At 74.7% G+C, this 21,587-nt stretch carries 15 protein-coding genes and 1 pseudogene; 6 read left to right on the top strand and 10 right to left on the bottom strand.

Features of this window, described 5'->3' with window-relative positions; genetic code table 11:
- Positions 1 to 18 precede the first annotated feature (18 nt).
- The 3 genes from CBP52_RS05850 to CBP52_RS05860 all read right to left on the bottom strand — a co-directional run bounded on the left by CBP52_RS05850 (position 19) and on the right by CBP52_RS05860 (position 4,668).
- Positions 19 to 1,236, bottom strand: coding sequence for an alkaline phosphatase family protein (locus tag CBP52_RS05850; protein WP_232514675.1), 1,218 nt, complete (start codon positions 1,234 to 1,236; stop codon positions 19 to 21).
- A gap of 13 nt (positions 1,237 to 1,249) precedes the next feature.
- On the bottom strand, positions 1,250 to 1,822 hold the full coding sequence (locus CBP52_RS05855) for a DUF5998 family protein (RefSeq protein ID WP_094180200.1): 573 nt from the start codon (positions 1,820 to 1,822) through the stop codon (positions 1,250 to 1,252).
- A gap of 68 nt (positions 1,823 to 1,890) precedes the next feature.
- Positions 1,891 to 4,668, bottom strand: coding sequence for a GNAT family N-acetyltransferase (locus CBP52_RS05860; protein WP_094180201.1), 2,778 nt, complete (start codon positions 4,666 to 4,668; stop codon positions 1,891 to 1,893).
- Between the two features lie 119 nt (positions 4,669 to 4,787).
- Between CBP52_RS05860 and CBP52_RS05865 the strand changes: the two genes are divergently transcribed.
- A complete protein-coding gene (locus CBP52_RS05865; protein ID WP_094180202.1) occupies positions 4,788 to 7,274 on the top strand; it encodes a DNA topoisomerase (ATP-hydrolyzing) subunit A in 2,487 nt (828 codons plus the stop codon).
- Between the two features lie 28 nt (positions 7,275 to 7,302).
- Here CBP52_RS05865 and CBP52_RS05870 read toward each other — a convergent pair whose 3' ends face one another.
- From CBP52_RS05870 to CBP52_RS05880, 3 genes are all read right to left on the bottom strand, one after another.
- Positions 7,303 to 8,061, bottom strand: a complete 759-nt coding sequence (locus tag CBP52_RS05870) for a lysoplasmalogenase (RefSeq protein ID WP_094180203.1) — start codon at positions 8,059 to 8,061, stop codon at positions 7,303 to 7,305.
- Positions 8,062 to 8,176: 115 nt separating this feature from the next.
- The gene (locus CBP52_RS05875) at positions 8,177 to 9,214 is read right to left on the bottom strand and encodes a GNAT family N-acetyltransferase (RefSeq protein WP_094180204.1); all 1,038 of its coding nucleotides are present in this window, start codon (positions 9,212 to 9,214) and stop codon (positions 8,177 to 8,179) included.
- Between the two features lie 52 nt (positions 9,215 to 9,266).
- A complete protein-coding gene (locus tag CBP52_RS05880) occupies positions 9,267 to 11,396 on the bottom strand; it encodes a type IIA DNA topoisomerase subunit B (protein WP_094182201.1) in 2,130 nt (709 codons plus the stop codon).
- A 195-nt stretch (positions 11,397 to 11,591) separates the two neighbouring features.
- On the opposite strand from CBP52_RS05880, the gene CBP52_RS05885 reads away from it, so the two are divergent.
- Positions 11,592 to 11,840: a hypothetical protein gene (locus CBP52_RS05885; RefSeq protein ID WP_094182202.1), complete on the top strand. Its 249-nt coding sequence runs from the start codon at positions 11,592 to 11,594 to the stop codon at positions 11,838 to 11,840.
- A 196-nt stretch (positions 11,841 to 12,036) separates the two neighbouring features.
- Here CBP52_RS05885 and CBP52_RS18150 read toward each other — a convergent pair whose 3' ends face one another.
- From CBP52_RS18150 to CBP52_RS05900, 3 genes and pseudogenes are all read right to left on the bottom strand, one after another.
- Positions 12,037 to 13,632, bottom strand: coding sequence for an RNA polymerase sigma factor (locus tag CBP52_RS18150; protein WP_094180205.1), 1,596 nt, complete (start codon positions 13,630 to 13,632; stop codon positions 12,037 to 12,039).
- Positions 13,633 to 14,002: 370 nt separating this feature from the next.
- Positions 14,003 to 14,394, bottom strand: a pseudogene (locus CBP52_RS05895) (universal stress protein).
- 122 nt (positions 14,395 to 14,516) lie between these two features.
- A complete protein-coding gene (locus CBP52_RS05900) occupies positions 14,517 to 15,770 on the bottom strand; it encodes a DUF4192 domain-containing protein (RefSeq protein WP_198303535.1) in 1,254 nt (417 codons plus the stop codon).
- A gap of 108 nt (positions 15,771 to 15,878) precedes the next feature.
- Between CBP52_RS05900 and CBP52_RS05905 the strand changes: the two genes are divergently transcribed.
- Together CBP52_RS05905 and CBP52_RS05910 are read left to right on the top strand one after the other, a co-directional pair.
- Positions 15,879 to 16,400, top strand: coding sequence for a hypothetical protein (locus CBP52_RS05905; protein ID WP_094180207.1), 522 nt, complete (start codon positions 15,879 to 15,881; stop codon positions 16,398 to 16,400).
- Between the two features lie 9 nt (positions 16,401 to 16,409).
- Positions 16,410 to 17,561 carry a polyprenyl synthetase family protein gene (locus tag CBP52_RS05910; RefSeq protein ID WP_232514676.1) on the top strand — a complete coding sequence of 384 codons (1,152 nt, stop codon included), beginning with the start codon at positions 16,410 to 16,412 and terminating at the stop codon, positions 17,559 to 17,561.
- Between the two features lie 65 nt (positions 17,562 to 17,626).
- On the opposite strand, the gene CBP52_RS05915 is transcribed toward CBP52_RS05910, so the two are convergent.
- Complete coding sequence (locus CBP52_RS05915) at positions 17,627 to 18,031, bottom strand: Rv2175c family DNA-binding protein (protein ID WP_232514677.1); 405 nt, start codon at positions 18,029 to 18,031, stop codon at positions 17,627 to 17,629.
- A gap of 168 nt (positions 18,032 to 18,199) precedes the next feature.
- Between CBP52_RS05915 and CBP52_RS05920 the strand changes: the two genes are divergently transcribed.
- Positions 18,200 to 19,399 (top strand): LysM peptidoglycan-binding domain-containing protein, encoded by a 1,200-nt coding sequence (locus CBP52_RS05920; RefSeq protein ID WP_094180208.1) that lies wholly within the window; start codon positions 18,200 to 18,202, stop codon positions 19,397 to 19,399.
- A 140-nt stretch (positions 19,400 to 19,539) separates the two neighbouring features.
- Positions 19,540 to 21,549, top strand: a complete 2,010-nt coding sequence (pknB, locus tag CBP52_RS05925; RefSeq protein WP_094180209.1) for a Stk1 family PASTA domain-containing Ser/Thr kinase — start codon at positions 19,540 to 19,542, stop codon at positions 21,547 to 21,549.
- Positions 21,550 to 21,587 lie beyond the last annotated feature (38 nt).

Raw genomic sequence — 21,587 nt, forward strand, 5'->3', positions numbered from 1 at the left:
GCTACCCCCACCCCTGCGTCATGCCACGACGATGCACGGCACCAGCATCTCCTGCGGCGTGAGCGACCCGTGCACGCCGACCATCTCGAGCGACGCGGCGGTCTGCGTGCGCGTGTCCACGACGGTCGCCACACCCGTCATGGCGACCATGAGGTCCCCCACGATCGGCAGCACACGGTCCGCGACGGGACCGAGCAGCCCGGCGTCCACGACCTCCCCGCGCGTGAGGACCACTGCCGCGTCGCCGAGCACGTCGCGCCACGCGTCCCGCACGCGCTCGAGCGGGGCGCCCGTCTCGAGGTGCACGTGGCTCGCGCGCGGCTCCCCCGCCACGAGCGCGACGCCGGCGGCGAGTCGTGGGTCCGTCGCCACGTCCCAGCGCAGCCGAGGGTCGACGTCGACCATCCCGTGGTCCGCGGTCACGACGAGGACGGTGCCGCGAGGCAGCGAGCGCGCCAGCCGGGCGAGCTCCGAGTCGGCGTCCGCGAGCGCGTCGCCCCACGCGTGCGAGCCGACCCCCTGGTGGTGGCCGACCTTGTCGACGTCGCCCCAGTACAGGTAGGCGAGACCTGGCTCGCGCAGCGCGCGCACCGCGGCGTCGACGCGGTCCGCGAGGGACTCCGCGGGCACGTAGCGCGCGCCGCGCAGCGCGGCGCGCGTGAGTCCCGACCCGGCGAACCGCGCGGGCCCGACGCTGGTGACGGTGACGCCGGCACCTGCGAGCAACTCGAGCGTGCTCGCGTGCGGCTGGAACTCCTCCGGCTCGGGCGCGCCGCTCCACTGCACGAGGTTCGCGAGCGCGCCCGTGCCCGGAACGCGCACGGTGTAGCCGAGCATCCCGGTCCCGCCGGGCTCGACGCCCGTGCCGAACGTGCCGAGCGCGGTGGCGGTCGTCGACGGGAACGTGCTGGTCACAGGCTCGCAGCCGGCGCCGGCGCGGCGCAGGAACGGTGCGTGGCCGCTGCGCTCGGCGAGGTTGAGGTGGCCGAGCCCGTCGACGAGCACGACGCATACGCGCGGCGCGACGGGCAGGCCGAGCCGCTCCTGCGCGGCGTGCCACGCGCCCGCGACCGCGTCGAGCGAGGTGGCACCCGCGGGCGCCGTCCCGGTCAGCACCGCGCCCGCCGCCGCGACGAGGACCGAGCCGAGGCCCGCACGCGCGTCGGAGCCGGGGAGCACGAAACCGTGCTGCTCGACGGCTTCCTCGAGGACCGCGGGCAGAGCCCGACCCTCCACGTGGGTCACCACGTCAGCGAGCCGCGCTGGCCGCGGACAGCGTGCGCGCGAACTGGGTCGCCGCGCGCACGGACTCGGCGCCCTCGGCGGCGGCGCTCACACGCACGACCACGTCGTCGGGCGCCAGCGTGCCGGTGTAGCCGTGGTCGGCCTCGCACGCCGGGTCGCCGCACGACGCGGGCTCGAGGTCCACGCGCGAGACCGCGCCCCAGCCGATCGCCAGCGTGAGCTCCAGCGTGGGCTTGCCCGCGCTGTGCCTCTCGGGCCGCTCGACGACGTGCGTGAGCACCACCGAGCGCAGCTCGCTCAGCGGCACCGACTCGGTGGTCGCGGAGGCGGCCGACGACGGGTGCTCGGAGTCGGCGGGGTGGTCGTCGACGTGCGCGCAGACCAGGCGCGTCGGGGTCAGGACGAGCACCGTCACGTGCCGGCGCACCTCGGCGGAGTCGAACGTCGTCTCGGGGTGGACGAGGTGCGCCATGACCGGCTCGTCGGCGAGCGCGACGTCGAGGACGTCGGCGACGAGCTCCGGGTAGTACCCGGCGCGGTACAGGTCCTCGTGGAGGGAGCGAGAAGCTGCGGGCATCTGCACATCCTCGCACCGGTCGGCCGCTGCGCCCCAGCGCGCGGGGCGTGGATGTGGACACACGGGCGTCAGCCGCGCTGCAGGCGGCGGGTCGCGTCGGCGCGGTCCGCGTGCGCGAGCGTCGCGCGGGCCGCGAGCGCGACGGCTCCCCGTTCCGCGACGACGACCGGGTTGAGCTCGAGGCTGCGCAGCTCGGGCAGCGCGTCGGACAGGACGGCGACGCGCGCGACGACGTCCTCGAGCGCGGCCACGTCGAGCGGCGGCAGCCCGCGGTACCCGAAGAGCCGCGGCGCGGCGCGCGGCGCGCGCACGAGGTCGGCCACGTCGACGTCGGTCAGCGGCGGGATGCCGTACGACACGTCGCCGAGCAGGTCGGACGCGTCGCCCGACATCCCGAGGCTGAGCACGGGCCCGTACAGCGGGTCCTCGACGGTGCGCAGCACGCACGACGACCCGCGCGGCGCCATCGCCTGCACCTCGAGCGGGGCGACGCCCGCCTCGGAGCGGTGCTGCGCCGCGAGCGCGAGCACCTCGGCGACGTCCGCGCGCAGCTCGACGTCGTCCGCCACGTCGAGCCGGATCCCGCCCAGGTCGGCCCGGTGCCGCAGCGCCGGGACGGTGGTCTTGAGCGCGACCGGGTAGCCGATCGCGCGGGCGGCGGCCACCGCTTCGTCGGCGTCGTGCACGGGCGTCGACGCGAGCACGTCCACGCCGACGGTCGCGAGGAGCTGCGCGGCCTGCGCGGCGGTCAGCTCGACCTCGCGCTCCGCCGCCGCGGGCAACCACCCGCGCACGAGGCGTCCTGCGGCACGCAGGTCCGCGCCCTCGGGGTGCAGGGGCCGGCCGTGGTCGCGCGCGCGCCAGGAGGCGTAGCGCGCCGCGAGCCCGAGCGCGAGGGCCGCGTCCTCGGGCGTCGCGTAGGCGGGCACGGTGCGCGGCGTCCCGTCGGCGTCCGGCGCCGTGAGCTCGTCGGTCAGCCCGTGCAGGCCGAGCATGCACGCCACGACCGTCTTGCCGCTGCTCGCGGCGACGCCCGCCAGGGTGCGGGCGAACGCGAGGTCCGGTCCGCCCACGAGCGGGATCCGCACGACGATCGCGACGTCCACGTCGTCGTCCTCGAGCGCGGCGCGCACCTGGGCGTGCGCCGCCTCGTCGCTCGCGTCCTCCGGCAGGACCTGGGCGCCCGCGACGACGAGCCCGGCCGTCGAGGCGGCCTCCGCGACGAGCGCCGCGACGGACGACGAGCTGGACACCACCGCGACGCGCCGTCCCGCGGGCAGGGGCTGTGCGCCCAGGACCTGCGCGACGTCGAGCATCTGGTGCGTGTTCTCGACGCGGATCACCCCCGACTGCCGCATGAGCTCGTCGACGACGCGGGCGGGCGCCTGGGTCGCGCGGACCGCGTGCCCGGGCGGCACCACGTGGCCGGAGCGGCCCGCGGTCAGCACGATCACGGGCTTCGCGAGCGCGAGCCGCCGCGCGACGCGGGAGAACTTGCGGGGGTTGCCGATCGACTCGAGGTAGAGGCCGACGACGTCCGTGCCGTCGTCGTCCGCCCAGAACTGCATCAGGTCGTTGCCCGACACGTCCGCGCGGTGCCCGGCCGAGACGAACTCCGCGAGCCCGAGCCCTCGGCGGCGCACCGCGGCGAGCAGCGGGACGGCGAGCGCGGCGGACTGGCTGAACAGGCCGAGCCGCCCGGGGCGCGGGAGCTCGTCGGCGAGCGAGGCGTTGAGCGCACCGTCCTCGCCGAGCGACACGACGCCGTAGGACCCCGGCCCGATGACGCGCAGCCCCGCGCCGTGCGCGGCGGCGAGCACCTCGCGCTGCAGCGCGAGCCCCTCGGGCCCGGTCTCGGCGAACCCGGTGCTCGTCAGGACGACCGCGCGCGCGCCCGTCTGCGCGACCGCGCGCACGACCGCCGGCGCGCGGGCGGCGGGTACCGCCAGGACCGCCAGGTCGACCGGGCCGGTGACGTGCGCGAACGCCGCCGTGAACGCCGCCGTGAACGCTGCGCCGTGGTCGGCCTCGTCCCCGCCGTTCTCGTCGGGCGCCGCTTCCGGCAGCGGGTCCGTGCCCACCGACTGCACCCGCACGGCCGGGTCCGCGAGCGCGAGGTGCGCGACGAGCGCGCGGGCGATGCCCAGGTGCAGCCGGCGCGGGTGCGCGGTACCCGGGAGGGCGGGTCCGACGACGAGCACCGACCGCGCACCCAGCACCGCACGCATCGAGCGCGCCTCGGAGCGGTGCTCCCGGTCCGCCATGACCGCGAGCGACCGGTCCGTGGGGTCGATGTCGAACCCGAGCGCGACCACGCCGTCCTCGGCGTGCTGGCGGACCTCGTACCCGGCGTCGCGGAACACCGCGAGCATGCGACCGTTCTGCGGCAGCACCTCGGCCACGAACCGCCGCACACCGCGCTCGCGTGCCGCCGCGGCGAGGTGCTCGAGCAGCACGGAGCCGACGCCCCGGCCCTGGTGCGCGTCGGACACGTTGAACGCGACCTCGGCCTCGTCGTCGTCCAGCCGGTCGTACCGCGCGACGCCGATGATCCGGTACCCGGGTGCCTCGTCGTCGTCGACGGTCGCGACGAGCGCGACCCGCGCGTCGTGGTCGACCGTCACGAGCCGTCGCAGGTCACGCTCCGGCAGCCGCTCGAGGTGCGCGAAGAACCGCAGGTACGTCGAGCGCTCGGACTGCGCGACGTGGAACGCCTGGAGCGCGTCGGCGTCGGACGGGCGGATCGGACGCACGCGCGCGGTCCCGCCGTCCTGGAGGACGACGTCGGCCTCCCACGCGGCCGGGTACCGTGCCTCCGCCTCGTCGCGGGCCACCTGCTCGTCCATCCCGTCAGGCTAGCGATCCCGCGCGCCTGGCACGTCCACCTCGTCCCGCACGCGACAATGTGGGTCGACCCCACGCCGGACCACGCCGCAGCCGCAGCACCCGAGGAGCGCATCCACCCATGGCGCGTCGCCCCGCGACCCCGAACCTCCCGCCCGAGGACCTCGTCGAGAAGATCGTCGACATCGACGTCGCGACCGAGATGGAGGGCTCGTTCCTCGAGTACGCGTACTCGGTCATCTACTCGCGCGCGCTGCCCGACGCCCGCGACGGCCTCAAGCCCGTGCAGCGGCGCATCCTGTTCCAGATGGCCGACATGGGCCTGCGTCCCGACCGGCCGTACGTGAAGTCGGCGCGCGTCGTCGGCGAGGTCATGGGCAAGCTCCACCCGCACGGGGACGCCGCGATCTACGACGCGATGGTGCGCCTCGCGCAGCCGTTCAGCCTGCGCCTGCCGCTCGTGGACGGGCACGGGAACTTCGGCTCGCTCGACGACGGCCCGGCCGCACCGCGGTACACCGAGGCGCGCATGGCGCCGGCCGCCACGGCGATGACCGCGGACCTCGACGAGGACGTCGTCGACTTCGTCCCGAACTACGACAACAAGCTCACGCAGCCCGAGGTCCTGCCCGCCGCGCTGCCGAACCTGCTGGTCAACGGCGCGTCCGGCATCGCGGTCGGCATGGCGACGAACATGGCCCCGCACAACCTCGTCGAGGTCGTCGCCGCGGCCCGCCACCTCGTGATGCACCCCGACGCGACGCTCGAGGACCTCATGCGGTTCGTGCCGGGTCCCGACCTGCCGACCGGCGGCAAGATCGTCGGGCTCGACGGCGTGCGCGACGCGTACCGCACGGGCCGCGGCGCGTTCCGCACCCGGGCGACCGCGCGGATCGAGAACGTCACGCCGCGCCGCAAGGGCATCGTCGTGACGGAGCTGCCCTACACGGTCGGTCCCGAGAAGGTCATCGAGAAGATCAAGGAGGGCGTCCAGGCGAAGAAGCTCTCCGGCATCTCGGACGTCGTGGACCTCACCGACCGCGCGCACGGCCTGCGCCTGGTGATCGAGGTCAAGACGGGCTTCGACCCCGACGCCGTGCTCGAGCAGCTCTACCGCGCGACCCCGCTCGAGGACTCGTTCTCGATCAACAACGTCGCGCTCGTCGACGGCCAGCCGCGCACGCTCGGCCTGCGCGAGCTGCTCGAGGTCTGGGTGGCGCACCGGCTGTCCGTCGTGCGCCGCCGCTCGCAGCACCGGCTCGACAAGCGCCTCGAGCGCCTGCACCTGGTCGAGGGCCTGCTCGTCGCGATCCTCGACATCGACGAGGTCATCCAGGTCATCCGGTCGTCGGACGACGCGGAGGCCGCCCGCTCGCGCCTGCGTGTCGTGTTCGACCTGTCGGAGCCGCAGGCGGAGTACATCCTCGAGCTGCGGCTGCGCCGACTGACGAAGTTCTCGCGCCTCGAGCTCGAGCGCGAGAAGGAGCAGCTGGAGTCCGAGATCGCCGAGCTGCGCGCGATCCTCGCGGACGACGCGCGGCTGCGCGAGCTCGTCTCCGACGAGATGGCGCAGGCCGCCGCGACCTACGGCACGCCCCGCCGCACGATCCTCCTCGAGTCCGCGGGCGGCACGGCGCTCAGCGGTGCGCCCGCTGCGAAGGGCTCGTCCCGCGCCGCCGCACCGTCGCTCGAGATCGCCGACACCCCGTGCTGGGCGCTGCTGTCCGGCACCGGCCTGCTCGCGCGCACCGCGACCGACGAACCGCTCGAGCGTGCCGCCGACGCGCGGCGCTCGAAGCACGACGTGCTGGCCTCGGTCGTCGCGACCAGCGCGCGTGCCGAGATCGGCGCGGTCACCTCGCGTGGCAGGGTCGTGCGGCTCTCGGTGCTCGACCTGCCCGCGCTGCCGCCGACGAACGGCGCGCCGTCGCTCGGGGGCGGTGTCCCGCTCGGCGAGGTCGTCGCACTCGAGGCGGGCGAGCGCGTCGTCGCGCTCGCGTCGCTCGCCGACGACGCCCCGACGCTCGCGCTCGCGACCGCGCAGGGCGTCGTCAAGCGCGTCGCGCAGGGGGACGTGCCGGGCAACAAGGACGCGTGGGAGGTCGTCTCCCTCAAGGACGGCGACGAGGTCGTCGGCGCCGCGCACGTCACGGACGACGACGAGCTCGTGCTCGTCTCGTCCGACACGTCCCTGCTGCACTTCACCGCCTCGCAGGTCCGGCCGCAGGGCCGCGCGGCAGGCGGCATGGCGGGCATCAAGCTCGCCGCGGGCCAGCGCGTGGTCGCGTTCGCGAGCGTGCCCGCCGCACGCGCCGGTGAGGCCGTCGTGGTGACCGTCGCGGGGTCGTCGTCGGCGCTGCCGGGCACGCAGGCGGGATCCGCGAAGGTCTCGCCGTTCGAGGTCTACCCCGGCAAGGGCCGCGCGACGGGCGGCGTGCGCTCGCACCGGTTCCTCAAGGGCGAGGACGCGCTGATCCTCGCGTGGGTCGGACCCGCTCCCGCGTGGGCGTGCGGCTCGGCGGGGCAGCCTGTCGAGCTGCCGGCGGTGGACCCCCGCCGCGACATGTCCGGCGTCCCCCTGCACGCGCCCGTGCACGCCATCGGGTGAGGCGTCGGGGCGGCGCCCGACCGCGCGCTCAGACCTGAAGCCCCCGGCGCGCCGCGACGAGCGCCACGACGTTGTCGGGCGGCCGCGCGGCGCGCACCTCGCGGGCCGGGGCGGGACGCACGCGGCGACGCTCGCGGTTGTCCCGCGCGACCGCGACGACGAGCAGCGCCTGGCCCACGGTGTACGTGAGCATGACCCAGACGTCGTGGCCCGCGAGGTCCCAGCCGGGCACGAACCGCCCCAGCGCGATGAGCGCGTCGGACACCAGGAACACCGCACCGCCCACCGCGCCGAGCCGCCCGAGCCCGGTGGCGAGCACCGCCATGGCGGTCAGGACGCCCCCGTACACCGCCACCGGCACGAGCAGCGCGCCCGCGTGCGGGGCGCACACCGCGACCAGGACGACGAGCACGCCCGCGTACGCCGCGAGCCGGCCGGGCGCCGTGCGCACCACGCTGCGGCGCACGCGCGGGGCGAACGCGACCACGTAGGCGACCTGCGCGAGCAGGAAGCACCCGACCATCGCGAGGAACGCGGCGTCACCGTCGAGCAGCCGCGGCAGCGAGTCCCCCAGGAACGACGCCGCGAGCGCCGCGAAGGCCCACGTCACGACGCGCCCGCGCGGCCAGCGGGTCGCGGCCGCGAGCACACCCGCGAGCGCGGGCATCACCAGACACTGCGTGAGGTCGGCGAGCGCGTCGGCATCCGCGAGCAGCGCGCCGAGGTGGGTCGCGACGAGCACGACGTAGGCGACGGACCACGACCGCAGCACGGCCGACGAGAGCATCGGGCGTCCTTCCCGCCGGTGTCCCGGCAGCACGACGGCGGACCTCGTCGTCCGCCGGACGGGATGCTACCCGGGCCGACGCGCGCGCCGGGACGCCCGGTCAGGGCTTCGACGCTCAGAGCTCGATCGAGTACAGCGTCGAGCTGTGGAACGCCTCGAACCCCAGCCGCGTGTACAGCCCGAGCGCCCCGGACCGGTTCTCGGTGTCGACCCCGAGCTCGGCGACCTGGATGCCCTCCTCCCGCAGCCGCGCCATGAACGCGGTCAGCAGCGCCGGGGCGATGCCCCGCCCGCGCCACGCTGGCCGGACGCCGAGCAGCTCGACGTAGCCGGAGCTGTAGCCGGCGACCTCCCAGTCCTGCTCGTACCGCCCGGCCACGAGGTAGCCCGCGATCTCGTCGGTCGCATCGTCCACCGCGAGCAGGCTCCACCCGGGCGCGAACTGCGCGCGGCCCTCCTGCCACGACTCGGGAGTACGGGGCTCGCTCCCCCAGTGCGACGCGAACGCGTCGTTGTGCGCGAGCCGCGCGTCCTCGTCGCGCGCGTCGGACCACGCCTCGACGCGCAGGCCCGGTGGCAGGGGCGCGTCCGGGAGGGCGACGTCGAGCGGCCGGCGCATCTCGAAGTACACCCGCACGGGCGTCAGCCCCGCGGACCGCAGCAGGCCCACCGTGGCGGCCGCCTGCTCGGACGCGAACGCACCGATGCGCGCCGGCACGTCCTTGCCGGTCGCGGCGAGGAGCTGGCGCGCCCGGTCGACCTCCCACGCGAGCACCTCGCGCCCGACGCCGCGGCCGCGCCACCGCGGGTGCACGCCGCCCTCCAGGAACGTGCGCACCACGCTCACGTCGCCGGGCGGCTGGACGACGAACGCCCACGCCCGCAGCTCACCGGCCTCGTCGACGCCCGCGAGCGTGTCCCGTGCGATGTCCTTTCCCGAACCGTCGAAGCGCTCGGCGATCTCCTCGTCGGACGTGCGGAACGGCTCCGCGTCGGCGACCTCGATGTCGTTGACGAGCCGGGTCAGCGCGGGCGTGTCGGACGGCGTGAGCGGACGCCAGGTGAGGCCGGTCGCGGTGGACGGCACCCGGACCTCGGCGGGCGCCTGCGCGCGCTCCGCGATCGGGGGCAGCGTGGTGGTGTCGGAGGACATGCGCCCAGGCTCGGGCCTCGACCGGCTCACGGGCAACCGGAATTGGGGTGGGTCAGGCGTCGATGCGCGCGCGGTCGAGCGCGTGCGCGCCCGCCACGATGAAGTCCTTGCGCGGCGCGACGTCCGAGCCCATCAGCAGCTCGAAGATCTCCTCGGCGCGCTGCGCGGCCTCGACCGTGACCCGGCGCAGGGTCCGGTGGCGCGGGTCCATCGTCGTCTCCGCCAGCTGGTCGGCGTCCATCTCTCCGAGGCCCTTGTAGCGCTGGATGTCGTCCTTGTAACGCTTACCGGCCTTGTCGAGCTTCTTGAGCGTCGCCGCGAGCTCGGCCTCCGAGTACGTGTAGATGTACCTGTCGCCGTCGCCGCGCACGCCCGTGAGCTCGATGCGGTGCAGCGGCGGGACCGCCGCGTACACCCGACCGTTCTCCACGAGCGGGCGCATGTACCGGAAGAACAGCGTCAGCAGCAGCGTGCGGATGTGCGCACCGTCGACGTCGGCGTCCGTCATCAGCACGATCTTGCCGTAGCGCGCCGCCTCCAGGTCGAACGTGCGCCCCGAGCCCGCGCCGATCACCTGGATGATCGCCGCGCACTCCGCGTTCTTCAGCATGTCCGTGACGGACGCCTTCTGGACGTTGAGGATCTTGCCGCGGATCGGCAGCAGCGCCTGGAAGTCCGACGAGCGCGCGAGCTTGGCGGTGCCGAGCGCCGAGTCTCCCTCGACGATGAACAGCTCGCTGCGCTCCACGTCGTCGATGCGGCAGTCCGCGAGCTTGGCCGGCAGCGACGACGACTCCAGCGCGTTCTTGCGCCGCGAGATCTCCTTCTGCTTGCGCGCGGACAGGCGCGCGCGCATCTCGCCGACGACCTTCTCGAGCAGCGCCGCCGAGTGCGCCTTGTGCTCACGCCTGCTCGAGGAGAACAGCGCCGTGATTTCGCTCTCGACGACCTTGCTCACGATGCCGCGCACCGGTCCCGTGCCCAGGACCTCCTTGGTCTGGCCCTCGAACTGCGGCTCCGCGAGGCGGACCGTCAGCACCGCGGTCATCCCCGCGAGCACGTCCTCCTTCTCGATGCGCTCGGTCGCCGCGTCCTTCGCGCTGATCTTGAGCTTGCGCGCGTTCGCCTCGACCTGCTTGCGCAGCGTCTTGAGCAGCCCCGCCTCGAAGCCGGCCTGGTGCGTGCCGCCCTTGGGCGTCGAGATGATGTTGACGAACGTGCGCAGCTCCGTGTCGTAGCCGGTGCCCCAGCGCAGCGCGACGTCGACCTCGCACGTGCGCTGCACCTCGCGCGGCGTCATGTGGCCCTTCTCGTCGAGCACCGGGACCGTCTCGGTGAACGTGCCCGAGCCCGTGAGGTGCCACGTGTCGGTCACCGGTGCGTCGGGCGCGAGGTGGTCGACGAAGTCGACGACGCCACCCGTGTGGCAGAACGTCTCCTCGTGCGGCCCGTGCTCGCCGGGCGTGCCGGCGAGCCCGCGCTCGTCGCGCACGACGATCGTCAGGCCCGGGACCAGGAAGCTCGTCTGCCGGGCGCGCGTCACGAGCTCGTCGTACGCGAACACCGCGGACTTCGGGAAGATCTGCCGGTCGGCCCAGTACCGCACGCGCGTCCCGGTGCGCGCCTTCGCGACCTTGCCGACGACCGCGAGCTCCGAGCCCGAGACGAACGGCTCGAACGGCGACTCGGGTGTCCGGCCCGCCGAGTCGTCGTAGACGCCCGGCTCGCCGCGGTGGAACGTCATGCGGTGCGTCCGGCCCTCGCGGTCGACCTCCACGTCGAGACGCGACGACAACGCGTTGACGACCGAGGCGCCCACGCCGTGCAGACCGCCCGACGCGCCGTACGAGCCGCCGCCGAACTTGCCGCCCGCGTGCAGCTTGGTGAACACGACCTCGACGCCCGTGAGCCCCGTCTTGGGCTCGACGTCGACGGGGATGCCACGTGCGTTGTCCCGGACCTCGACCGACGAGTCCGCGTGCAGCACGATGTCGATGCGGTCGCCGTGGCCGGCGAGCGCCTCGTCGACCGCGTTGTCGATGATCTCCCAGAGGCAGTGCATGAGCCCGCGGCTGTCCGTCGTGCCGATGTACATGCCCGGGCGCTTGCGGACGGCCTCGAGACCTTCCAGCACCGACAGGTGCCGAGCGGTGTAGTCCGAGCGGGAGGAGGTCGTCGTCACGCGTGCGATGGTAGTCGCGCCCACCCACGCTCCCCCGCTCGCCATGCCGGGCGCGACGTACCGTGACACGCGGGACGTCCGCACCCGCAGCCCGGCGACCTGCGCGGCGTGCGCCGAAGGTCCCTTGCGTGTCGCGTCCGTCACGATCGTGTGACGTTTGGGTACGCGGTGAGCGAACCACCCGCCCTCGAGGGGATGGATCCAGCGCCCGGATGGTTGTATGGGGATGTGACAGCGACGACGACCCCCCAGCTCACCGCCGCCGACCGCTGCGACCGGTGCGGTGCACAGGCCTATGTCCGCGTCGTGCTCCCCGTGGGCGAGCTGCTGTTCTGCGCGCACCACGCGCGCGAGCACGCCCCGAAGTTCGCCGAGCTGGCGACCGAGGTGCACGACGAGACCGACCGACTTCTCGAGGAGCACGGCGCCGGCGCAGTGCGCTGACGCGTTCTCGTCGACCCGCTCGACGAGCGCTCTCGACGACTCTCTCGACGACGAGGCCCGGACCGCGAAGGTCCGGGCCTCGTCGTCGTCCCGGTCGGCACATGAGTGACGGAACGAGCCCCCGCACCGGACTGGTGCGGGGGCTCGTTCGGCGTGCGTGGGGTGCGGCGGCCCTGAGGGCCGCCGGGCCGACGCGTCAGTCCAGGTAGTCGCGCAGGACCTGCGAGCGCGACGGGTGGCGCAGCTTGGACATCGTCTTGGACTCGATCTGACGGATCCGCTCACGCGTCACGCCGTAGACCTTGCCGATCTCGTCGAGCGTCTTGGGCTGGCCGTCGGTCAGTCCGAAGCGCATCGACACGACGCCCGCCTCGCGCTCGCTGAGCGTGTCGAGGACCTGGTGCAGCTGCTCCTGCAGGAGCGTGAAGCTCACGGCGTCCGCGGGCACGACGGCCTCGGAGTCCTCGATGAGGTCACCGAACTCGCTGTCGCCGTCCTCGCCGAGAGGCGTGTGCAGCGAGATCGGCTCGCGGCCGTACTTCTGGACCTCGACGACCTTCTCGGGCGTCATGTCCAGCTCCTTGGCCAGCTCCTCCGGCGTGGGCTCGCGGCCCAGGTCCTGGAGCATCTGGCGCTGCACGCGGGCGAGCTTGTTGATGACCTCGACCATGTGCACAGGGATGCGGATGGTGCGCGCCTGGTCGGCCATCGCACGCGTGATCGCCTGGCGGATCCACCACGTCGCGTAGGTCGAGAACTTGTAACCCTTGGTGTAGTCGAACTTCTCGACCGCACGGATCAGACCGAGGTTGCCCTCCTGGATCAGGTCCAGGAAGAGCATGCCGCGGCCCGTGTACCGCTTGGCGAGCGAGACGACGAGGCGCAGGTTCGCCTCGAGCAGGTGGTTCTTCGCGCGACGACCGTCGCCCGCGATCCACTCGAGCTCGCGCCGCAGCTTCGGCTCCATCGACACGCCCGAGCCGAGACGCTCCTCCGCGAACAGGCCGGCCTCGATGCGCTTGGCGAGCTCGACCTCCTGCTCGGCGTTCAGCAGCGCGACCTTGCCGATCTGCTTGAGGTAGTCCTTGACCGGGTCGGCCGTGGCACCCGCGGTGACGACCTGCTGCGCGGGTGCGTCGTCGTCGTCCGCGTCGGAGTAGACGAAGCCCGAGTCCTCGGACTCCTCGGTGGCCTTGGCCGCCGGTGCGGCGGGCTTCTCCTCCTCGGCGTCCTCGTCGGTCGCCTCGGCGTCCGGCTCGGCGTCGGCCTCGACCTCGAGCTCCGCCTCGTCGATCTCCTCGATCTCGACGTCCTCGTCGTCCTCGGCCGGCGCGTCGTCGTCGGTGCCCTTGGCCGCGGACTTCGCGCCCTTGGCGGTCGTCTTCGCGCCGCCCTTCGCCGCAGGCTTGGCGGCCGCCTTGCCCGCCGGCTTCGCGGCTGGCTTCGCAGCCGGCTCGTCGTCGTCGGCGGTCGCGACCGCCTTGACGGCCTTCGATGCCGACTTCGTCGCGGGCGCGGCGGCGACCGCCGCCTTCGCGGTGGTGCGGGTCTTGGCGCTGGTCGCAGCGGCGACCCGCGGAGCGGCCGCGTCACTCACCGTGACGCCCGCCGTGGCCAGGCCCCGGACGACGGCCTTGAGCCGCTTGGCGTCCTCGACGCCGGCCTGCTCGCACGCCGAGCGGACCTCGGCGGCTCCGACGGAGCCGTGGGTACGGCCCCTGACCACGAGGTCCTGCAGCGCAGGGTGCTCGAACTCACGAGGGAGTGCGGGATGCGGGGTCTGGGACGACACGAACGACCTTTCGGCAGCACGACACCGGCGACGAGGCCGGGTGGTAGACGGATATTGTACCGAGCCGACGCCACCGCAGAGTCGTCCTGCGCACACGTGTGCGCGACGACCGGGTGGAGTTCTCGGCGGGAGCCTCGTTGGCGCCGCGGGGGACGAGCGGTCGGACCGTCGTCGGCGCGCGCGGCACGCAGGTGGAGTCCTCTCACGCGGCCGGTCGGTGGCGACGCCGGGACCTCCACCCCCACCCAACGCACGGACGGCCCGGAGGATTCCCGGCCCGGGAAGACGTGCCGCCGATCACCCGAACGGGCGCACCGAGCGCGACGGACCGAGGCCCCCGCGACGTCTGGGACCCGAAGCCCCTGACGCGTCAGTGCTTGGGCTTGACCGTCAGGACGGGGCAGGGGGCGTCGAACAGCACGCGCTGGGCGTTGGCCCGAGGATCAGCTTGCCCACGGGGCTGCGCTGCCGCAGGCCGAGCACCACCAGCTCCGCCCCGGTCTCCTCCGCCGTCGCGATGAGGTCGTCCGCGACGTCCCCGCCGTCGAGCAGCCGCACCTCGTGCGGCACACCCTGTGACGTGAGGTTCGCCGCGACGCTCGCGAGCTCCGACTCGACCAGCGCGCGCTGCTCCGCGGGCTCGTCGGCACGCGAGCTCACGACGACCACCACGCTACGACCACGGATGTTCGCCTCCTGGACCGCCGCGTCCAGGGCGGCGCGACCCTCCGGCGTCGCCAGGTAGCCGACCACGATGCCCATGCTGAGCTCCTTTCGACGCCCGTGCGAGGACCGTACCGCCGCGCGGCCCGTGGCTCCACCTGCGGCGACGCGCGTGGCGTGGCGCGTCGCACCTCGCACCGGCGTGCCGCACCCGCGCGCCGCTACCTCGGCGGGACGTCCCGAGGGTCGGGCGCGTGGTCCGCGCGGCCGTCGTCGATCCCACCGTCGACGCCGGCGTCGGGACCCGGCACGTCGTCGGGCGTGCCCGCGTCCTCCGGCACGTCGTCACGCGTCCAGCCCGGGCCGAGCCCCGCCGAGAGCGCGGATGCCAGCAGCGCCGCGAGCCGGTAGCCCGGGTCGTCGCGCAGGGCACGGTCGAGCAGGATCTGCGCGCGCGCCCCGTCACCGCGCCACCACGCGAGGAGCGCGAGCAGGGACAGCGCGGGGGCCTGCGCGTCACGTCGCCCGTGCGCGACGAGCGCCTCGAGCGTCTCCTCGTGCAGCCGGACGAGCGTCTCGGGCGGGGGCAGCGCCGCGTCCGAGCGCACGATCCGCGCGGTCACCTGCTGCATCGCCGCGTCCACCGAGACGCTGGGCCGCTCGCCCCGCACGCTGCGCTCCGGCAGGTCGCCGACACCGGGCACGAACGAGGCGAGCACCGCGTCCCGCACCCGGCGGTCCTGGAGCCCGGCCTCCAGCCGACCCCACGGCGCGGGCGTCCCCGCCGGCGCGCGTCCCGCGACGAGGTCGACCGCCGACCGCCACGCGGCCACCGCCCCGAGCCGCCAGTGCTCGCACGCGGCCGGCCCGTCGGTCTGCGCCTGCGCGGCGCGTCGCTCCCACCGTTGGCGGGCGCGGGCGACGACGCGCCGACGCTGCGGATCCGCCAGCGGGATGCGCACGAGGTCGTCGCGCGAGCTCGCGACGGTGGCACCCTCGAGCACCATGCGCGCCGAGACCTGCGTCGACTCGAGCTCGCGCAGCGGGCGGCCACCCGGCGGGCAGCACGAGCGCGCGCAGTCGTAGGACAGGTAGCCGGTCGACGTCACCACCCACACGGCGACCTCGCCGAGCGGGGCGTCCGCCGCCTCGCGGTAGTGCGTGACCGCACGCGCCAGCGCGCGCGCCTCGTCGTCGTCGGCCAGCCGCGGGTCGGCGTCGGTGTAGACGACGAGGATCGTGCCCTGCGCTCGGTCGCGGCCCATGACGGCCACCGTCGCCCGCGCGACCTGCGCCCCCACGTCCGGGTCGGCGAGCGCGGGCAGGTCGACACGCATCACCACGCCGACGCGTCCGCGCGGTGCGCGCAGGCTGACCGCGACCGCGCTGTCGCGCGGCCGGAAGCCGAGCCGGTACGGGAGCAGGGAGAGGATCTCGCGGGGCTCGTTCACCCGCAGCGTCGTGGTCGCCGTCATGGCCGCAGCACACCGCACGCGGGGGGCACGCGGGGCGCCGCTCCCCCGGCCTGTGGAACGTGCGGGCGGCCCGGCGGCCTGGGGTCGGGTCGCGGCTACGCTGTCGCGGTGCTCCGGACCACATCACGCGTCGCCGCCCTGGCGGTCGCCGCGCTGCTCGCCGTCAGCGGCTGCACGAGCTCGCAGCCCGCGCGGCTGGACCCGTCGCAGGAGGCGGACGAGCACTCCCTGCTCGCCGAGCCCGCTGTCACCGCCGAGGCGACGTTCGACACGCCGGACGACGAGCACGCGGCCGTCGGCGAGCTCGCCGACGGCTTCCCTGCGGACCTGGTGCCGCTGCCTGCCGACGCGCAGATCCTCGTGTCGTCCGCCGAGGTCGACGCCGACGGCGGGACCACGACCCTCAGCCTCAACCTGCGCACGGCGGTCGAGGCCACCACGCTCATGACGGACCTGCGGCGCGCGCTCACGGACGCCGGCTTCACGGAGGCACCGGTCGCGACGCCGCCGGTGGGGGTCGCGGCGGAGTCGACGTTCGCGCGCAGGTCCGGCGAGGTCCTCACCGTCGCGGTCCTCGACCGTGACGGTGTCCGCACGCTCACGCTCGGCGGCCGCGTGGTGGTCCCCTAGGCTGCCGTGGTGACCCGCCACACCGACCCCTCGTCCGAGTCCACGTCCGACGTGCGCACGCTCGTCGACCTCGAGGACGTCCGCGGCGGGGTCGACGCGCTGCTGGCGGAGCACGTCACGCAGCTGCGCGGCACGCTCGCGGCGATCAGCCCGGAGGCCGACCTCCTCGCCGACGCGGTCGAGAGGATGCTGTCGGGCGGCAAGCGCCTGCGCGCGGCGTTCTGCTGGTGGTCCTGGCGCGCGCACGGCGGCGAGCCGGACGGACCGGACGCCGCGGCGGTCCTGCGCGTGGGCGCGGCCCTGGAGCTGTTCCAGGCGGCGGCACTGTTCCACGACGACGTCATGGACGACTCCGACACGCGCCGCGGCCTGCCCGCCGCGCACCGCGCGTTCGCGGACCTCCACGTCGAGCAGGGCCTGCACGGCGACGCCGTCCGGTTCGGCACCTCCGCGGCGATCCTCCTGGGCGACCTCGCGCTCGTCGCGAGCGAGCAGGAGTTCGCGCGCGCGCTCGAGCCGCTGCCCCTCGCGCGCCAGCAGCGGGCCCGGGCCGTGTTCGACCTCATGCGCACCGAGGTCACGGTGGGCCAGTACCTCGACGTGCTCGCGCAGTCCCAGCCGTGGGGTCGAGACCCGGCCGCCGACGAGCGACGGGCTCGCGAGGTCATCCGGGCCAAGTCGGCGCGGTACAGCGTCGAGCACCCGCTCTCGCTGGGGGCTGCCCTGGCGGACGCGGACGACGACGCGCTCGCGACGGTGCGGGCCGTCGGGCTCCCGCTGGGCGAGGCGTTCCAGCTCCGGGACGACGTGCTGGGCGTGTTCGGCGACCCCGCGACGACGGGGAAGCCTGCGGGTGACGACGTGCGCGAGGGCAAGCGCACGGTTCTCGTCGCGCGTGCGGCGCGGCGAGCACGCGAGCGTGGCGACGCCGCGACGGGTGACCTGCTCGGCGCGAGCCTCGGCGACCGCACGCTCGACGACGCGCAGGTCGCGCGCGTGGCGCGGGCGATCCGCGCGACGGGTGCCGTGGACGAGGTCGAGCGACTGATCGACGACCTGGCGCACGAGGCGCTCTCGCTGCTCGCCGAGCAGCCCTGGCCCGCGCCCGCCGCGGACGTGCTGACGCGGCTCGCGCGCGCGGCGGTCGACCGGCGCGCCTGACCGTTACCTGACGGTCACCGCGTCGCGGAGGCCCCGGTCGCGGTGGACGCGCCGGCGGGCGGGAGCTAGAGCTCGGCCTGGGCGCGGCGTCGGACCTCGGTCTTCTGGCCTGCCCGCAGCGCGTCGATCGGCGCGCCGGGCAGGGAGTCGTCCGGCGTGAAGAGCCAGACGATCGCCTCCTCGTCGGAGAAGCCCGCGTCGGCGAGCACCGTCAGCGTGCCCTGGAGCCACGGCAGCGCGGCCCACTCGCCGGTCGCGCCGGCGCCCTGGTGACCGGGCACCAGGAAACGCTCCGGCACCGACAGGACGCGGGGCTCGCCCCGGCGCATGCCGACGAGCTTGCGCTCCTGCAGCAGGCGCCGGACCTTGCCGACGTCGAGGCCGACGCGCTCGGCGACGTCGGGCAGGGTCAACCAGGAGTCGACGAGGGCGTCGGCAGCAGCCGCGTGCGGGTCCAGGGTCTCGCTCACGGTGCCCAGACTACGCAGCGGTCCGGGCCGTCGCCGCGCACCCGCCGTCCGGGTGGCGCGCGGGGCTCGGGGTTTCCTCCTCCGGGCGTGTCGGCTAGTTTCACTTCTGTCACATCAGCCACACCAGTCACGCGTCTTGACTCGTGTCACACCGTTCAGGGGGGCGTCATGGCCTCGAGCACCGCAGCCGCACGCCGTTCGCAGACCGCCCGCGCCGAGCGCGACGGTCGTCGGCGGACCGCACGCCGGGCCGCGAGCGGGACGGGTGCCACGCTCGCGCTCGTCGCGATCTCGGTCTCCACCTCCGGAGCCGCGCACGCGGACGACTCCTACACCGTGCGCGACGGCGACACCGTGAGCCACATCGCCACCCGCACCGGCGCGAGCATCGCCGCGATCACGCGCGCCAACGCCCTCGCCGACCCCTCGCGCATCCGCGCCGGGCAGGTGTTGACGATCCCGACCACGTCGTCCCGCTCGGCCGCGCGCCCGACGAGCACCCCGGCGCAGGCGCCCGTGGCGCGGCACGTCGTGCGCGCGGGTGAGACCGTGTCGGGCATCGCCGCGCGGACCGGCACGAGCGTCCGGGCGATCATCGCGGCCAACCGCCTGCGCGCCGACGGCCTCATCATCGAGGGCCAGACCCTGACGATCCCCGGCAGCGGCAGCACCGCGCCGCAGGCACGCACGACCGCCCCGGGGCGGACCTACACCGTCCGCGCCGGCGACACCGTCTCCGGCGTGGCGGCGCGGTTCGGCACGAGCGTCTCCGCCATCGTCTCCGCCAACGGCCTCGGCGCGAACGCCATGATCCGGGTCGGGCAGACGCTGCGCCTCGGCGGCGCCGCCTCGTCGACGCCTGCCCCCTCGACGGGACGCCCGCTCGTCGGCTCGACGTTCGAGGGCCGCACCTACGCGCGTGACGTCGTCGACGCCGCCAACGCCAACAAGCGCGCGCTGCTCGCCGCCGGCGTCCCCTCGACGGCGCAGATGCAGGCGAAGGTCGCCGCGACCGCACGGGCCTACGGCCTCGACCCGGCGCTCGCGCAGGCCATCGCGTTCCAGGAGTCCGGGTTCAACCACACGGCCGTCTCCCCCGCCAACGCGATCGGCACCATGCAGGTGATCCCGAGCTCGGGCGACTGGGCGTCGAGCATCGTCGGGCGTCAGCTCGACCTGCTGGACCCCGACGACAACGTCACCGCGGGCGTCGTCATCCTGCGTGCGCTCGTGCGCATGTCGCCGGACCTGCCCAGCGCGATCGCCGGCTACTACCAGGGCGCGGCCTCGGTGCGGAAGTACGGCATGTTCTCGGACACGCGTCGCTACGCCGCGAACGTCCAGACCCTCATGACCCGCTTCCGCTGACCGGCGACGCAGCTGACCGACGACGCACCGGTCGGGGACCCGTGAGGGACGCGGTGACGCCGGGCTCCGGACCGGGCGACGCGCGCGTGACGCTCGCCCCAATACCCGGGCCGGGCGCCCGCCGAACGTAGACTCGCCGCGTGGGAACCGCCGTCACCGATCCGCTCGTCGGCCGTCTGGTCGACGGCCGGTACGAGGTCGTCTCCCGGATCGCGCGCGGCGGCATGGCGACCGTCTACCTCGCGGTGGACCGACGGCTCGACCGTGACGTGGCGCTCAAGGTCATGCACCCCCACCTGGCGGAGGGCGGCTCCGGGGCGGACTTCGTCGCGCGGTTCCGGCGCGAGGCGCGAGCCGCCGCACGCCTCACCCACCCCGGCCTCGTCGCGGTGTACGACCAGGGCGTCGACGGCGAGACCAGCTACCTCACGATGGAGTACGTCGACGGGTCCAACCTGCGCCGACGCCTCGCGGAGCAGGGTGCGCTCACCGTCTCCGAGGCGCTGCGCATCACCGAGTCGGTGCTGGACGCGCTCGCCGCGGCGCACCGGGGCGACCTCGTCCACCGGGACATCAAGCCCGAGAACGTGCTGCTGGCCACGGACGGTCGCATCAAGCTCGCCGACTTCGGGCTGGCACGCGCCGTCACCGAGGTCACCTCGACCACCACGGGAACGGTCCTGGGCACGGTCGCGTACCTCGCGCCCGAGCTCGTCGTGCGCGGCGCGAGCGACGCCCGCACCGACGTCTACGCCTGCGGGATCCTGCTGTTCGAGATGCTCACGGGCCGCCAGCCCTTCGTCGGCGAGACGCCCATCCAGGTCGCCTACCAGCACGTCAACAGCGACGTGCCCGCACCGTCCGACGACCTCGAGTGGCTCCCCGTCGAGGTCGACGACCTGGTCCGCGCGCTCGCCGCACGCGATCCCGACGACCGGCCGGTCGACGCGGCCGCCGCGGTCGGCCTCCTGCGCCGCGCCCGCGGTGAGCTCGACGACGCCACGCTCTCGCGCCGCGCGGACGTCGCCCCGTCGATCGTGCTCCCCGCCGCGACGGACCCCGACGAGACACCCCTGCCCGACGGCGCGGACGCGGTCCCCGGCGACGACGGCTCGACCGTCCGCATCGAGGACCTGCCGCGCGGCTCGACGGTCGCGCTCCCGATCGGGCTGGGCACCGGCGGCTCCGGACCTCGCGCGATCGCGCCGGCCGCCGCCGCGCCCGCTCCCGCTCGTCGACCGCGTCGCCGGCTGCTCGCCGCGGTGCTCGCCCTGCTCGTGGCGCTCGGGCTCGGGGGCGCGGGCTGGTGGTACGTGGTGGCCGGGCCCGGCGCCTACACGACCGTGCCCGAGATCGCGGGATCGAGCGCCGAGGCCGCGCGTGCCGCGCTCACCGCCGTCGGGCTCGAGTCCACGACCACCTCCGAGTTCTCGAGCGACGTCGCCAAGGGCCTCGTCGTCACGAGCGATCCCGCGCCGGGCGACAAGGTCCGCAAGGACGGGACGGTCGAGGTCACCCTCTCCAAGGGACCCGACTACGTGGACGTCCCGGACGGGGTCGTCGGCACGCTCCAGGCGGACGCCGAGGCCGCGCTCGTGGCGGCGGACCTCGAGGTCGAGTACGCCGACCCGGTCTACGACGACAAGGCGGGGCTGGGCGTCGTCGTCGCGGCCGAGCTCCCCGACGGCACCCCGGCGAAGGCCGGTGAGCGCACGATCCGGCACACCGTCGTGACGCTGACCACCTCCAAGGGTCCTGCGCCCGTGACCGTCACCTCCCAGGTCGGCGCCGCCGCCGACGCGGCCGCGAAGCAGCTCAAGGGCGACGGCCTCAAGGTCCGCACGACCGAGGAGTTCAGCTCCGACGTCAAGGCCGGCGTCGTGATCCGGCAGTCGCCCGAGGGCGGCACCCGGGGGCACCGGGGCGACACCGTGACGCTCGTCGTCTCGAAGGGACCCGAGCTGTTCAAGGTGCCGGACGTCATGCGCAACGGCATCGGGTCCGCGACGGACACGCTCAAGGCCGCCGGCTTCGAGGTCGAGGTCAGGCACGCCGCGACGTACTTCGGCCTCGGGTTCGTGGTCGGTCAGGAGCCCGGTGGCGGGTCGATGCACCCCAAGGGCACGGTCGTCGTCCTCACGATCACCTGACGACGACGGAGGGTCGGACCGCCCGAGAGCGGACCCGA

The sequence above is a fragment of the Cellulomonas sp. PSBB021 genome, from assembly GCF_002240455.1.
Classification (GTDB): Bacteria; Actinomycetota; Actinomycetes; order Actinomycetales; family Cellulomonadaceae; genus Cellulomonas; species Cellulomonas uda.